The sequence below is a fragment of the Microcoleus sp. FACHB-672 genome (assembly GCF_014695725.1).
Taxonomy (GTDB): Bacteria; Cyanobacteriota; Cyanobacteriia; order Cyanobacteriales; family Oscillatoriaceae; genus FACHB-68.
This window is the reverse complement of sequence record NZ_JACJOU010000009.1, coordinates 127,920-142,449: the sequence shown is the minus strand read 5'-3', so window position 1 is coordinate 142,449 and position 14,530 is coordinate 127,920. Positions and strand designations below refer to the sequence as shown.

Below are 14,530 nucleotides of genomic sequence, written 5' to 3'. Positions count from 1 at the left end.
TTATTATCATTACTCAAAAATTAAAATGTCCAGACTTTTACTGTAGGTTTCAAACGAGTAAAATTCTGCTAAATTTCCGTAATTCTCCCTGAAAAAAGTGAAAAATATGTCTTCAAACCTCGGTTATTCAGACTACGATCCTTTGGCTCAGATGTACAACAACTTTTGGGGCGAGGAACTTGCCGAAGTTGCTCTGCAACCTATCGAACAATTATTCCTACAGCATCTCCCCGAAGAGGCACATATTCTCGACCTTTGTTGTGGCAGCGGCCAATTAGCACAAAAATTACTCCTGAAAGGCTACAAAGTCACTGGAATTGATGGCTCTGAGAAGATGCTGCACTACGCTCGTGAAAATGCACCGGCTGGTCAATTTATCTTGGATGATGCCCGATTCTTCAAATTGCCGGCAACCTTTCATGGGGTCGTTTCTACAACGTATGCTCTGCAACATATCATGAACATTGAGGAACTCACCAAGGTTTTCCAAAATGTTTATGACGCACTGCTAGAAAATGGCTGGTTTGTGTTTGATCTGAGTTTGGAAGAACGGTTTCAATCCTCAAGCTGGCAAGGCTTGGCAGGTGGGGATGTCCAAGATAATTATGCGTGGGCGATGCAGCGCAGCTATCAACCCGCAGAAAAAATAGGCACTGTCAAAATTACGATCTTCCAATTGATAGATGAAACGTGGCAGCGGACAGACAACACAACTTTAATGAAATGCTACTTCCCAGATGAAATTCAACTGGCTCTAAAAAGTGTCGGGTTCAAGAAAATTAGTATTTACCACGCAGAACGTGAGTTTGCTATACCAATCTCTGGCAAAATATACGTTGTCTGTCAGAAATAATTAGGTCGGCCAAAAAACTTGACATTGGGAGAACTCGTTCCATGAATAAAGAGAATACAGAAGACACCACCCTTTATAAAGTAGTCGTGAATGAGGAAGGCCAATACTCAATATGGCCTGCCGAACGAGAAAATGCGCTCGGTTGGAAAGATGCGGGAAAAAGTGGATTGAAAACAGAATGTTTAGCCTACATCAAAGAAGTGTGGACTGATATGAGACCGCTCAGCCTACAAAAGCAAATGGCAGACTCAGCCGGCCAAACACAAGCTTAATCACACCAAAAAACTGGGTGTCTCAAGTTTTTATGAGAGCCGGCATTACTCCAATTCCACCAATGCCGGCCTAGCCAAAAAAATATTCAAATGTTAAAAACAACGAAATCAGCTTTTAACGCTTGGGTGATGTGCCCTAAACCGAATCCCCAAGCTAGCTTGCGTCTCTTTTGCTTCCCCTATGCCGGCGCGGGATCTCAAATTTTTCGCACATGGGCGCAAAGTCTGCCGGCAAGTGTCGAAGTTTGTCCCATAGAACTGCCAGGGCGGGGAACTCGAATCCTGGAAACTCCCTGGAGTCTACTAGATCCACTGGTAGAAACCCTCGCATCCGCTCTTTTGCCCCACCTAGACAAGCCCTTTGTCTTTTTTGGTCATAGTATGGGCGCACTGCTGAGTTTTGAACTTGTTCGCCGGCTTCGCAAACAATCTGGTTTGCTACCCCTTCACCTCTTCGTATCAGGCCGGCAAGCCCCTCAAATACCAGATTCAAATCCCCCCATCCACGCACTCCCTGAACCGGCATTTCTGGAGGAACTGCGCCGCTATAACGGCACACCTCAAGCCGTGCTGGAAAATGCAGAACTGATGCAGCTTCTTCTCCCGATCCTGCGGGCAGACTTTGCCGCGATTGAAACCTATGTTTACGCAAGCGAACCTCCCCTTGAGTGTCCAATCACGGCTTTTGGCGGTTTCCAAGATCCGGAAGCCAGTTGTGATGAGCTAGAAGCTTGGTGCGAACAGACGAGCGCTGCGTTTTCCTTGCAGATGTTTCCGGGGGATCACTTCTTTTTACACTCAGCCCAGCCCCAGTTGCTTCAGTTTCTTTCTCAAGCGCTACATAAGCTGGCAGACTTAGGGTGCTGTTAAAGCGCCTTAAACTTTTATCCCCCAGCTATGGTTGCCGGCTTCTCTTCAAAGAACTGAAGAAGTCCGTCTATCTAGTGGGGTAAAGTGAAAGAGATGAGAGTCTCAGTGTTTCTGTGGTTATGGATAGCAATCTTCCCATTGTTTACGTGTCCCTGTTGATAGTTTTGCTCTCTGCTGCCGGTTGGTTCGTTTTTCGCCAGATCCTTAGAACTCGCAAAGTAGAAAGTAACCTGGCACGGTTGCAAAACAAGCTAAACAAAGACAAGGGCACTGCCCAAGAACATTACGAACTGGGCAGTATTTATTTGGATAAGAAACTGTTCGCCCAGGCAGCGGTGCAGTTCCAAAAAGCCTTAAGAGCTAAAGATTTGCAGGGAGAGGAAAATCAGGCTCTTATCTACAATGCTTATGGCTATGCCTGCGCTGCCCAAGAGCAGTATGACTTAGCCATTCGCCAATACAAGGAGGCTTTGAAGTTGAACCCCGCTTATGTGACAGCGATTAACAATTTGGGGTTTACTTATGAACGCAAGAAGTTAGCGGCTCAGGCGTTGGAAACTTATGAGGAAGCGCTGAAGTATGAGCCGGATAATCCAACGGCTAAAAAACGCGCTGAATCACTACGGAAACAAGTGGTTCCTGCCGCCTAAAATGATGCTGGTAATTTGAATTAACCGCTCAGAAGTGCAGGGATTTTGGCAATGCGAAAGTTCCTGCATTTCTAGTCTGTGTTTATCTCTGTATGCCTGCCGGCACGCGGAGCTTTCATCTGGGGTCAAAAAACATCCCATCCCTGGCCTAAAATGAAAAGGCGATCCCCATTGCCAATTTTCGACCTATGGCCGATCCTACTTCAAAAAAGCCTGCCGGCACTTATAAAGCCTCCCAGAAGCTTAGTCCTGAAACCTACGCTCGCCTAAAAGGGGAAGCAGCCGCGCCTTACCGAGGACTGCGGAAGTTTGTTTATGTCGTCTGCGGTGCATCTGGTTTCTTGGGTGCCTTTGTATTCTTAGCTCAGCTTGTTGCCGGCAGAGAAGTTGGCTCAGCGTTGCCTAACTTTGCTCTACAAGTAGGGGTCATTGCTCTCATGATTTGGCTATTTCGTCTGGATAAGGCATCGGGTAAAGAGCGGTAAGGCTGCCGGTGTAGCGCAACAAAACTTTATAAATCCTGACAGTCTAATACAAAAATAAAGAAAATATAAGGAAAGTCAGGGTATTTTGATAAAGGTGCCACAATAAAAACATGAAAGATTGATTGGGGTCAGCCGATATAAAGACCCTAAGCTTCAATACAAAGAATACTCGCAACGCGTCAGGCTCCACTTTATAGGGGTTCTGGCGCGTTGTACTTTTAAGGTTTAAAATTTTTCTAGCATAAAACACCCCTTCATTGTCGGCAGATTTTTTCTGCAACATTTAAGAGGCGTTGGGGACTTCCGCTGCCGGGGAATTTGCCGGCAGCGGGAAAGATTTTAGTAAGCTAAAGTTTCTAGGGTTTCGCGCAGATAGCACCGGACTTGGTGATCCAATCCTGGATCTCGGTATTGTTTGTCCTGAAGAAGCTCTGTTTGCCAGCGTTTAAATCCAGAGCTGGCCGCAATTGCTTGTTTGAGGCTATTCCAGATTTTTGCATCGGCCTGATGGCCCGATGATGTAGCTTTAGCTTCCCGTAGGTTAAAAGGAGATTGAGCCATAAATATCTCACTGATTGACGAGGAATCGCAGACTGAAGGATAGCCAATGGCACCCTTGACATGACCACCGGCACCTTCAGAGTGCAGATGGAGCCTCTACTGTCAATTTGATAGTTTTATCCCAGTTTGTCAAGTTTTTCCGGCTTTAAGAACGGAAAAAGTCAAGAAATGCCGGTAATTATATAATTTCCCTTACCGATGTGCCTGCAGCTTAAGCGGATTCAGTGGGATTTGAGCTGGAAGCCGGCTCATTGGCTGCTGGGGGTGACATTGGCTGTGGGGTCGTGAAGGCGGCAGAGGTTGCGGTTACCGTTCCCGGTTCAGCTTCGAGCGTCGGCAAAATTTGATTCACCTGCAAACCCAAGGATGTAAAATCCTGGCGGATCTTTTCTAGCGGATAGGGTGAGATGCCGGCAAATTTTGCCTCACCGGCTAGCATCACCCGTGCGACGCTTACCGGCACTTGCACGAATAAATTACAGCCCAAAAAGGCCAGCGCTGCTAAAACCAATCCTGCCGGTCGCCAATCTGAAGGAGCCACCGACGCCGCAATGGGTGACCACCAGTAGATCGGCCACAAAGCCACTGCTAGAAGAACGGCCACCAAAATCGATAGCATTTGATGGGCCGGTGATTTAAAGAGGCTAAGGATACGCTGCCGTTCTGGGGTCAGGCGCTCTGGCTTCATGGCCACGACCAACGTGCTAAAGATGTAGAAGGGACGAAACAGTTGCATCCCTAAGATCGGCACAATGCCGGCAGCGCCAACTAAAAATAATTCTAACCAGATCGGCAATAGCGGAGCGCCCATTGCCAATCCCACTAGGCACAGGCCCAATAAAATTGGAAAAGCGGCCAAGCCGGCCAGATGAATCCACAGAAAAGGATCGGATCTAAAGGATCGCATTTGTCAATCGTCAGGTTTCAGTTTTCAGTTGTCAAGGCTTAGCTGTTAGGGCCGGTGGTCAGATGTCCGTTATTAATCGCACTTGGACCCAGACAGGGACACGCTCCCTGACTCCTAACAGCTAAGCACCGACCTAAGTAGCTGATAAAGTCCGCCGCTTGCTAACCATCCGGAAGGCTTCGATGATGTCACCTTCAGCCCAGGCATGGAAATTATCGAGTCCTATACCGCATTCAAAGCCGGCGTTGACTTCCTTAACATCCTCTCTCATCCGTCGGAGCGAGTCGAGGGTTCCCTCGTGGATCACGTTATTGCCCCGACGCACGCGCACCTTACAGTTGCGGATCAACTTGTTAGACTGAACCATGCAGCCGGCGACAGTGCCCTTGCTCGCTGGGAAGACAGCCCGGACTTCCGCTTGACCCAAAGGTTCTTCAACCATTTCGGGATCGAGCAGACCTTCCATTGCCCCTTGGATATCATCAAGCAGTTTGTAGATGATGTTGTATTCGCGCACATCCACACCGGCAGCGTCTGCTGCTTGTCGCGCACCGCTTGCCAGGGTCGTGTTAAACCCAACAATCACCGCATCAGAAGCTGCTGCGAGATCGACATCTGTTTCCGAGACTTCGCCGGGGGCTGAGAACAGCACTCGGACTTGCACTTCATTTTGAGGCAACTGTTTAAGCGATCCCAAAATAGCTTCCACAGAGCCTTGAACATCGGCTTTGAGGATGAGGTTGAGTTCCTTGAGCTGGCCTTCTTGAGCACGGGCTGAGAGGCTGCTGAGGGTAACGCGGCGAGAAGCCATCGCTTGCTGTAGACGAGATTGGCGGTTCTCTTCGGATCGCAGGTCTACAACGGCGCGAGCTTCGCGTTCGTTGGTGTAAACCTCGAACTCGTCCCCGGCTGCTGGGACATCTCCCAGACCCAACACTTCAACTGCAAAAGACGGAGTTGCCGCATCCACGCGTGCGCCTCGGTCATCAATCATCGCCCGCACCTTGCCCATTGCCGAGCCGGCCACGAGGATATCACCCACTCGCAAGGTGCCATTTTGCAACAGCAAGGTCGCAACCGGCCCTCTTGCCTTATCGAGGTGAGCTTCAATGACCGTACCTTTAGCGGAGCGATCAGGGTTGGCTTGCAGCTCTTGGATTTCTGCAACTAACAGGATCATCTCTAACAGGGTATCGAGGTTTTCCCCTTTAATGGCGCTCACTGCCACCATAATGGTGTCGCCGCCCCATTCTTCTGATACCAGACCGTATTCAGTCAGTTCCTGCTTCACGCGCTCCGGCTGAGCGCCTTCTTTGTCTATTTTGTTAATGGCCACGATAATCGGCACTTCAGCGGCTTTCGCGTGGCTGATTGCTTCAATCGTTTGAGGCCGTACGCCGTCATCTGCTGCCACCACCAAAATTGCGATGTCAGTGACCCGTGCGCCCCGTGCCCGCATTGCGGTGAAGGCTTCGTGGCCCGGTGTGTCAAGGAAGACGACTTGCTGCATCTCGCCTTGATGTTCCACATCCACGTGGTAAGCACCGATGTGCTGGGTAATCCCACCAGCTTCGCCGGATGCCACTTTGGTTTTGCGGATCGTGTCGAGCAAAGTCGTTTTACCGTGGTCTACGTGGCCCATAATCGTGACCACCGGCGGACGCGGAACCAGATATTCCATATCTTCCGCATCGAGCATTTCGGTACTCTTGCGAGCTTCCGATTCTTCCTCAGCAGTTTCTACCTCAACGCCTAGCTCTTGGGCGACCAACGTGGAGGTCTCCAGATCCAAGGTTTGCGTGATGTTGACGGCCATTCCTTTAAAGAACAAGGCCCTCACGATGTCGGTTTCTGCTGCACCTAGAATGTTTGCCAGATCCCGAACCGTCATGCTGCCGGTCAGTGTCACTTGCTCTGGCCGTTTTTTCGTCTGCTGTTCGCGGCTGTTGCGGCGGCTAGACTTACTGCCACTGCCTTGCTCACCACCCCGACTGGCAGCAGATTTCTTCGTTTTATTTGCCGCCAATGCCGGCGCTGCTGCCGGTTTGGCTTGGGCGGGACGAGCTTTTTGCTTGGCCGGTCGGGCGATGGAGAGACTGACCTGAACGGTTTCGGGCAGTTCATCCAATTCTTCCAAATCCTCATCTTCATCTTCGATGGGTTTGGTACGCCGTTTCGCCTTGACGCCGGCTTTGCCAGCTTTCTCTGGAAACTCTTGGATTTCCTCTTCCTCGTCCTGGCGGTTTTTGGGGCGTTTTGGAGGCCGAGGCGGGGTCGGGCGCAGCAATTGGATAGCGTCCGTGTCATCTTCTGATGACTCAGCCGCGACTTCGCGTTCTCCTGGAGCCGTTGGGGCTGCCGGTTCAGCCGGACGTACGCGCTGGGGTCGCTGCAGTTCTGGAATCCGCTTCGCTGTTTTTGGCTTTAGCTCTATTCCTGCCGATTCTCCAACCGCTGCAATGCGCGGCGCTGATGGCGCTTGCGGAGCCTCAGGTTTCGCTTGAGGAGGAGCCTGAGAGGGTGCTGCTGGCTCCTCACCCCTGACTCGTTTGATCACAGGCCGAGCTTCTCTTCCCCCTGGAGAACCGGGGGCTTGAGGGGCGGCCGGTCTCACTGGCGGAGACGACAATCTGGCTGATGGCACAGGTGGGCTGGCTGGTGTCAGGTTTGCCGGCGGTTGGGGTTTATTAATCGGTTGAGGGTTTTCTTCAGCCACAGGCGGCGGCAATTGTGCCACTGCGTTATCTGTATCTGACTCTATCTCTATAGGTTCCGTAACCAAATCTGTAACAGAGTCGGCTGCTACAAATTCTTCTTCACTCTGATTGTTGGCTCGAACTGGCCGATTCAGCATCTTCGGCTTTCCTGGTTGCTGTGCCCGATACGACGGGGCTGGCGATTGAGGGGGAACTAAAACCTGGTGTTGCGGAGTTCCGCTGCCGCCTACCTGTTGTTTGGGGGTAGCGCGGGGGGTAGGGCGAACCTCCAAAATTTGCTGTTTTTTCCGATCATTATTGAGGCGATCGCCTGCTTCTGTAGGTGGCGTCGCAGGTTTTTGTCTAGCTGGTGCTGACTTAAGTTGAGAAGATTGGGTGGCTGTATGTTTATCAGCTTGAGCACGAATGCGCTCCGCTTCCGCTTCTGTAATCGTGCTGCTGTGGCTTTTTACTGCTATATTTAGCTGTTCGCACACTGCCAAGATGTCTTTGTTATCCAAATTCAATTCCCGTGATAGCTCGTAAATTCTGACTCTGCCGTTGTTCATCCACTTCTCCCTCTAGAATCCAACCTATTGTCACAGGGTGACCCACTGTTTTTAAAAGGCACTACATTGATTTGTCATCTGTGACGACGCTTAACCTTTCTCGCAACCAACGCGAATTGCGCTGGTTGACAAGGGATAAAAAGCGCCCTGTAGCCTGCCCGGGCTAGCCTTCTCAGCTTGGTAGACCCTGTTGGTCTCCCTGCTGCGAACAAACTTCCTTTCTAATCTAATCTTGCACAAATCTTTAAAGAACTGTGGGTGGTCTTGTTTGGGGTTTGGGTTCTGAGGCTATTTGATTCTGGTTAGGGAGCTTTGCAGTCAGTTGCTTTGAAGCATCCGCCTGCATCGCGGATAAACGTTGCCACAAGATTTGGTAAATTTCGATCGGGACGGGTGCCTTGAGGGCGCGTCCCAGTCGATTTTTCTTTTGAGCTGCACTTAAGCAGCTCTCGTTAGAGCAAAGGTAGGCCGAACGCCCCATGCCTTGGTCTAATTGTAACTGATGGGACGGAAAGACTCTGACAATCCGCCACAAATCATTTTTATGAGCCACTCGGCGGCAACTGATACAACGACGGTAGTTCGTTTCCATTTACACCCTAAGGCATAAGGGTGAAAAAAAATCATCCCTGTCAAAGAATTCTACCTGTAAATTTTCCACTCTTGGGTTCTACACAAAAACAATTTAAAAATGTATCACCCTCCAGGTAAAATTTTTACTCAGAAACAATTGCCTTGTGCCGGCTCCCTCCCCCAGACAGCGCTCTCCAAAAACGCCGCCCCTTATGAGATTGAACCCTTAGGTCGAAGCGCCGGTTGTTTCTTCTGCAAAGCTTGGGGAGGCTTCGGTGCTGGCTGCTTCATCTTCGTACTCATCTTCATATTCATCTTCATACTCATCCTCAAATGCTTCCTCCTCGGCTTCGGCTGCCTGGGCAAACTTGCGATTTTCCGCTTCGTAGTCATACTTAGCGGTATCTTTGATATCAATTTTCCAGCCGGTTAGGCGGGCTGCTAGGCGGACGTTCTGCCCTTCTTTGCCGATGGCCAAACTCAGTTGATCCTCGGCAACAAGGACGTGGGACTGCCGGCCTTCGGTGGCCACTAGACGCACTTCATCCACTCGCGCTGGACTGAGGGCGTTGGCGATATAGGTTGCTGGATCAGGGGACCAGCGAATTACATCTATTTTTTCACCTCTTAATTCATTCACCACAACCTGAATGCGTGATCCCCGCGCTCCAATACAAGCGCCGACGGGATCAACGTCTCGTTCTAGGGTATCAACCGCTATTTTGGTTCGAGGGCCAACATGACGTGAGGGTGGGTTGGCTTCTCTCGCCACTGCTACAATTCGGACGACTTCATCCTCAATTTCGGGGACTTCGTTGGCAAACAGATAAACCACTAAGCCGGCATCTGCTCTAGAAACGATGAGTTGGGGTCCACGCTGAGGCGCGTCGGTCACTTTCTTTAAGAAAACCTTAAATGTTGCGTTAGCGCGATAGTTGTCATTGGGCAACTGTTCCCGCTTGGGAAGTTCTGCTTCGACTTCTGGCTGGCCAAATCCACTGCTGACGGCCATAATCACGGATTGCCGCTCAAACCGCAGCACTCTGGCTTGCAAGACGGTTCCTTCTAAATCCTGGAATTCTTCTTGAACTAGCTTGCGCTGCTGATCCCGCAGCTTTTGCGCCAGCACTTGTTTAGTTTGAATCGCCGCCATCCGACCAAAATCACCTTGCTCTGGGGTGACATCAAGAACGACGGTGTCGCCGAGTTGCGCTTCTGCCGCGACGGCTTGTACCTCTTCCAGGGAAATTTCATGATCCAAATTGCCGACTTCCTCGACAATGGTCTTGGTGGAAAGCACGCGAAAGCCTTCTTCTTCCACGTCTAGATCTACTTCAAAGTTGTCGAAGTAATTTTCATCAAAGTTGGGTTGATCGAAGCGCTGGGTGCGTCGGAAGCGCTCGTAGCCTTTGAGTAATGCCTCTCTGAGAGCTGCTTGAACGGCGTGCTTGGGTAAATTACGCTCTAGACTGATGCCGTCGATCATGTCTTTGAGGCCGGGGAGTTTGACGATTGACATAAACAAAAAAACCTCGCTGGTGGATGGATAAATGGTGAGTTGGCTAATTAAAGTAACGAATTACTGACCGCTGCGACAAAGCAGATGAGTATTTGGAAGGGTCTCACTGCCGTTCGTCCAGCTCAACTTTGGCGACCAAATGCCGGGGAATGGAAATGATCCGACCTTTTTGATTGAGGTAAACGGCTGTCTCATCCCGGCGAATCAATTGGCCTGCCCACTCTACATGACCGTGATAGGCTTCAGACGCGCTGACCGTCACCGGAAAGCCTTTAAAAGAGATAAACTCTCTGTCTGTTGCCAGTTGCCGCGATATACCGGGACTAGAAATTTCCAGCACATAAGCTTCGGGAATGATATCTGTGGCATCTAAGGCGGCTTCCAGCGCCCGACTCATGCGTTCGCAGTCATCTAAGCCGGTATCTTCCTGCCGGTTGCGGATATCGACTCTCAACACCGGCGGACTTTGGTTAGTGTGAAAAACCGCACTGACAACTTCTAATTCGAGCGCTTCTGCAACAGGTGTAGCCAATTCGATGATTTGTGGGATCAGGGGATGAGTCATTGTTCGTTTCAATAAAAAAAGTGGGTACTTCCCCACTTCCCGTGTACATGACACTCTTCTGTCACTCTTGCCAAAACAGAAGTCTTAATGTTTGCCCGCAAGGGGTTTTAGTTCCCCTGTTTCTTCTGTGAAATTGGGCAAGGACAAAGGCGTTTAAATGTCAATCCCTAAGCGGGATTTTAGCAAGCACTTTACTCTACCCTCCACCCATTCTACAACAAAAATCTCGCTGTGCGGGTAGGTCTGATGACCCATTGCTCCTAGCGTCCAGCCAATCGGCGCAGTTGTTGAGTTTGCTGCAAGATGTGCTGGGGATCGGTTTCGGGTGTTCGTTTGACGTAGTTGATCTTGATCTCTTCTAGCAGATCCGAAACGAGGGTTTGTAGTTCTTCAAGGGTGTGTTGTTGCTGTAATTCTGAGCGTAGGGCTTCGCTAAAATGCTCTACAAGCCGGTCAGATAGTTTGGCCGAGATGGGATCGGGGGGAGCGTTGGCAATGGCAGTGTAGGCGCTCTGAGGCATTTCTGTCATTAGTTTTGAAACTTGTGCGACTAACTGCTCGGTTAGCTGGTTGGGGAGGTGTCCCAGTCCAGGAAAGCGCTGAAGTTGCTGGTAAACCGGCAGTTGGTTGAGGGTGTGTTCCAGGTTATGGCGCAACAAGGCTTCCAAGTCGGTTTGAACTTCGGGTAAGGCTTTGCAGAGGGTGACTTGCAGCAAACGTTTGGCAATGACTTCGATCTCGTTGGTGTTATTGATGTCGATGTAGCGTTTTTGGCTTGAGTGCAACAGTGATCTGGCGACCTCGCCTCGTTCTACGGCACCCTGAAGTTGGTCGATCGCCTGGATCACGACGACTTCAGTGAGTTCTTCGGCAAAACTGGCGACAAAAACCCGGCTGAGTTGGGTTCGTAGGGGTTCGAGATCGGGAAATTTGGCATTGTTTAAGCGAATAATCACGGGGATCACGCGCAGCCACCGCCAGAAGGGGAGGAGGAGAAAGATGTCATACCAGCGCAACAGCATGGCGTCGGGTATCCAGCGCAACCCTGTGTGCCGGCGCGAAAGCCACCAGGTACGAGCGATAAATTCGATTAAAAACAGCCCAATAAACCAGCGATCAATTTTCCAGAATCGGTCAATAAATTTGCCATTTTCTCCGAGGCTGCGATAATAATTGGTTGCGATTAATGGCTCGATTTGGCGGTCGAAAAAGGCAATTTGCGAGTTCCAGCCTTTTTGAGTTAAATACTCTTGGCTCCAAAAGGTTCGGAATGAGTCTTTGGAAGAGGCATCTTTATCGCCAAAAACCTGCCGGCGCATTCGGTTTTTGATGGTTTCTAAAGTGCCGGTTTTCTCGGCAATCTGAAAGTGATTTTGATCAATCATTTCCCCGCTCAGTTCGCGGAGTCGCTGGAGTACGGTTTCAGCTTGAGGGGAATCTAATCCATTGCTGGTGACTTGTTCTTTCAGTTGATCGACTGTTTCTAAATACTGTTGGGTGTCTCTATGGGGTTCAATGCCTTTATAGGGGTCATAGAGTCTGTAGAAGTTAACATCTTTCAGCGGTTCGTACACTCGGCCCAATGTCCAAAATCCCCGCAGATATAAATCGCGTGCGGGTACATAGCTCAAGTCAAACAGCACCAACCCTAAGTTAGCTAAGGCTAGGAAAGCCATTAGCCGATCAAACCAAAGGCTCCGGGGAGAAACTTTGCGTGTGGTGATGTGTCTGGATTGCATGGCTAAATTTTTAGAACGTTGGAACCGGCACTGTTGAAATTTGAAGGCGATAGATGCAAGAAGTTACTTAATTTTCGACAACCGCTCACTTTTTGGCAAGAATGAGAAGAAAATTCTTGAATGCTGGAAGGTGTGGGGATCAGTAAAAGACTCCACCCTTTATAATATGTCGGAAGACAGTAATCCCAGTTTAGGTATGCGTTGCGGGAACTTCCGAAAGATAAGAGTTGGTGCCTGAATTGCTTAATCAAAAAAATGAAATCAGGGAAACTTAACCGTTAAAAAATGTCTTTTTGAAACTTGATTTTTAACGGTCAGGTGGGGGAATATCTGAGGGAGGAGGTGGAGCAATTTCCCAATCAGGTTGACCGGCATTTTCAAGGCGGGGCTGCAACCGGGAAGCATTGGGGTTTTGCTCCATAGGAACGTCCTCACCGTTGCGCCGAGATTCTTCTGGGGAATTCAAGCGATCCCGAACCTCGAAGGGGGGTCTTTGAGACGCTGGAAGACGGCCTACAGGCCGGCGAGGGGTTTCTGAACCGGCAGAGGGACGCGTAAAGGTTTTCCAAGCAGTTTGGATGCCGGTAAAAACGCTGCGAGTAGTGACTTGCGCTTTTTTGGCCTGCTGCTTCGCGCCGCCAAGGGTTTGATCGACTTGTTTGACAACATCGGTGGCGCTGTTGACTCCTTCGCTGACATCATCGGTTAGATCGCTGATTTCCATGCCCGTGAGGCGGATAGCTTCCAGGGTAGGGGGCAACTCACGCGATAATGTCTCAGCTAATTTTTCCACACTCCGCGCAGCCCGAGCTAACTCCTGTAAGGCCGGCAAGGCTGCCACCAAAACAGCAGTTAAACTGACTGCAACCAGCAAAATTGACAGTCCTAGCCAAAAAATGGGGTCTATCACAGAATTGTGTTGAAAGTAGCAGGGGGTGGGCAATCAGTCTGTAAGGGTCTGTCTAGACTCAACTTTAGCGTTCCTGAGGCATTTCCGTTGGGATTACCTCTCCAGTCGAGTTAGCCACGACGTCACCGTAAGCATCACGCATCGGAGCACGGGACGCTAGGGAATCTGCGGCTTCTGTTTCGCTAAGGATTTGACGCTCTCGCCCAGAGGCTTCTATGCCGGCGGCAATGGCTTCGCGCAATCTAGTTAGGGTTCCATCCCAATTCCGCAGCGCTGTTTCTGAGAGGCGATCCGCTTGCATTTGTACGCTGGTTGACAAGTCTTCGGCTAATTCCGGGAGGGCGTCTGCAGATTTTTTCAGCAGCTTGCGTGTGTCGCGGCCTGTACGAGGGGCCAGCAGCAGGCCAGTTACTGTGCCAATGGCGGCTCCTAACAGCACACCCCCAAAAAAGAATCCTGAGCGGTTATTTGACATCGTTCGGTTTGTATTCTTACACCAATTGTAGGAGTCTTGATGGGCGATTCAAGCTTCTAAAGGTTGAGTCCGGCTGATAACAGCGTTCGGCACCTGTTCCTAAATACTGCAAAGCGCCTTAAACCCGCCTGTAGGTTAGCACAGGTCTGAAGCGCTTGATCCGCGTACCGGCTTTCTCTAAGCGGATCATGTGTCAAGCAACTGGGCTGTTCCTTTTACACTAGGGAAACCGCTGTTTTTCAGGGTTTGAACCGGCGCACCACTGTTGAGCGACGCCGCCATACCGTTTGGCCTAAACTCAAGAGGCCCAACACTTGTTCGGCCCGCTGAAGTTGTGTTTGCAGTTGCCGGTATTGTTTTCGCAGCTGGCGAGTGCCCCGTTGCCCTGTGGTAATGGCATTGGGTGCGCCATGCAGCACGGCATAAGTGTTGCGCTCAACAGAGATTAGTGTATCTGCGACATTGGCCAGCACCCGCCGCAAGTTCCACACTTGCCACGCCACATAAAGGCACAAGAGTGCGATGAGCGCATTGACGATTAAAACGACTGTCAGCATTTCCCCCCTCTCGCGATTGACTTTTCTAGCTAAAGTTGCGGGTTATCCCTACATCGGCTTTGGCTCGATCATACCTGTATAACCTAGGCGATGAGTATCTACGAGAAGGTGGATCTCAAAGCTGCGATGTGAATCAATTTAACGATTGCCAGTACAGTTGCCGGCTTCAACCCAACATCCAGAACACACAAAGGTCGGTTTTCCACCCAACATCTATGGCAAACTAACTTAAAGAGGCTGGAAAAATTTTAGCGGTGAACTCAGTCATAAAGCGTCCGAGCTTGAAAGGTGATACCTAGCTGACGCTATATTGTGGATAAGTATTCCGC

At 50.2% G+C, this 14,530-nt stretch carries 15 protein-coding genes; 5 read left to right on the top strand and 10 right to left on the bottom strand.

What is annotated here, in order from left to right:
- The first annotated feature begins 106 nt into the window (after positions 1–106).
- The 5 genes from H6F56_RS06145 (at position 107) to H6F56_RS06125 (ending at position 3,130) form a co-directional block, all read left to right on the top strand.
- The gene (locus tag H6F56_RS06145; protein WP_190665976.1) at positions 107–853 is read left to right on the top strand and encodes a class I SAM-dependent methyltransferase; all 747 of its coding nucleotides are present in this window, start codon (positions 107–109) and stop codon (positions 851–853) included.
- Positions 854–894: 41 nt separating this feature from the next.
- Positions 895–1,125 carry an MbtH family protein gene (locus tag H6F56_RS06140; RefSeq protein ID WP_190665975.1) on the top strand — a complete coding sequence of 77 codons (231 nt, stop codon included), beginning with the start codon at positions 895–897 and terminating at the stop codon, positions 1,123–1,125.
- Between the two features lie 90 nt (positions 1,126–1,215).
- Positions 1,216–1,995, top strand: coding sequence for a thioesterase II family protein (locus H6F56_RS06135; protein ID WP_190665974.1), 780 nt, complete (start codon positions 1,216–1,218; stop codon positions 1,993–1,995).
- A gap of 119 nt (positions 1,996–2,114) precedes the next feature.
- Complete coding sequence (locus H6F56_RS06130) at positions 2,115–2,645, top strand: tetratricopeptide repeat protein (protein ID WP_190665973.1); 531 nt, start codon at positions 2,115–2,117, stop codon at positions 2,643–2,645.
- Positions 2,646–2,833: 188 nt separating this feature from the next.
- A complete protein-coding gene (locus tag H6F56_RS06125; RefSeq protein ID WP_190665972.1) occupies positions 2,834–3,130 on the top strand; it encodes a DUF3493 domain-containing protein in 297 nt (98 codons plus the stop codon).
- 339 nt (positions 3,131–3,469) lie between these two features.
- Here the strand turns inward: H6F56_RS06125 and H6F56_RS06120 are convergent, their stop codons facing one another.
- The 10 genes from H6F56_RS06120 to H6F56_RS06075 all read right to left on the bottom strand — a co-directional run bounded on the left by H6F56_RS06120 (position 3,470) and on the right by H6F56_RS06075 (position 14,201).
- A complete protein-coding gene (locus tag H6F56_RS06120; protein WP_190665971.1) occupies positions 3,470–3,691 on the bottom strand; it encodes a hypothetical protein in 222 nt (73 codons plus the stop codon).
- A 211-nt stretch (positions 3,692–3,902) separates the two neighbouring features.
- Positions 3,903–4,598: a low-complexity tail membrane protein gene (locus tag H6F56_RS06115; protein ID WP_190665970.1), complete on the bottom strand. Its 696-nt coding sequence runs from the start codon at positions 4,596–4,598 to the stop codon at positions 3,903–3,905.
- A gap of 133 nt (positions 4,599–4,731) precedes the next feature.
- Positions 4,732–7,863 carry a translation initiation factor IF-2 gene (gene infB / locus H6F56_RS06110; RefSeq protein WP_190665969.1) on the bottom strand — a complete coding sequence of 1,044 codons (3,132 nt, stop codon included), beginning with the start codon at positions 7,861–7,863 and terminating at the stop codon, positions 4,732–4,734.
- A 244-nt stretch (positions 7,864–8,107) separates the two neighbouring features.
- A complete protein-coding gene (locus H6F56_RS06105) occupies positions 8,108–8,455 on the bottom strand; it encodes a YlxR family protein (RefSeq protein ID WP_190665968.1) in 348 nt (115 codons plus the stop codon).
- 207 nt (positions 8,456–8,662) lie between these two features.
- Positions 8,663–9,955: a transcription termination factor NusA gene (gene nusA / locus H6F56_RS06100; RefSeq protein WP_190665967.1), complete on the bottom strand. Its 1,293-nt coding sequence runs from the start codon at positions 9,953–9,955 to the stop codon at positions 8,663–8,665.
- A 103-nt stretch (positions 9,956–10,058) separates the two neighbouring features.
- Positions 10,059–10,520, bottom strand: a complete 462-nt coding sequence (gene rimP, locus H6F56_RS06095; RefSeq protein ID WP_190665966.1) for a ribosome maturation factor RimP — start codon at positions 10,518–10,520, stop codon at positions 10,059–10,061.
- Between the two features lie 260 nt (positions 10,521–10,780).
- Positions 10,781–12,259 (bottom strand): hypothetical protein, encoded by a 1,479-nt coding sequence (locus tag H6F56_RS06090; protein ID WP_199312609.1) that lies wholly within the window; start codon positions 12,257–12,259, stop codon positions 10,781–10,783.
- A 307-nt stretch (positions 12,260–12,566) separates the two neighbouring features.
- Positions 12,567–13,169 carry a DUF948 domain-containing protein gene (locus tag H6F56_RS06085; protein WP_190665965.1) on the bottom strand — a complete coding sequence of 201 codons (603 nt, stop codon included), beginning with the start codon at positions 13,167–13,169 and terminating at the stop codon, positions 12,567–12,569.
- A 64-nt stretch (positions 13,170–13,233) separates the two neighbouring features.
- Positions 13,234–13,644 (bottom strand): YtxH domain-containing protein, encoded by a 411-nt coding sequence (locus H6F56_RS06080; protein ID WP_190665964.1) that lies wholly within the window; start codon positions 13,642–13,644, stop codon positions 13,234–13,236.
- A gap of 239 nt (positions 13,645–13,883) precedes the next feature.
- Positions 13,884–14,201 (bottom strand): hypothetical protein, encoded by a 318-nt coding sequence (locus tag H6F56_RS06075; RefSeq protein ID WP_190665963.1) that lies wholly within the window; start codon positions 14,199–14,201, stop codon positions 13,884–13,886.
- Positions 14,202–14,530: the final 329 nt, after the last annotated feature.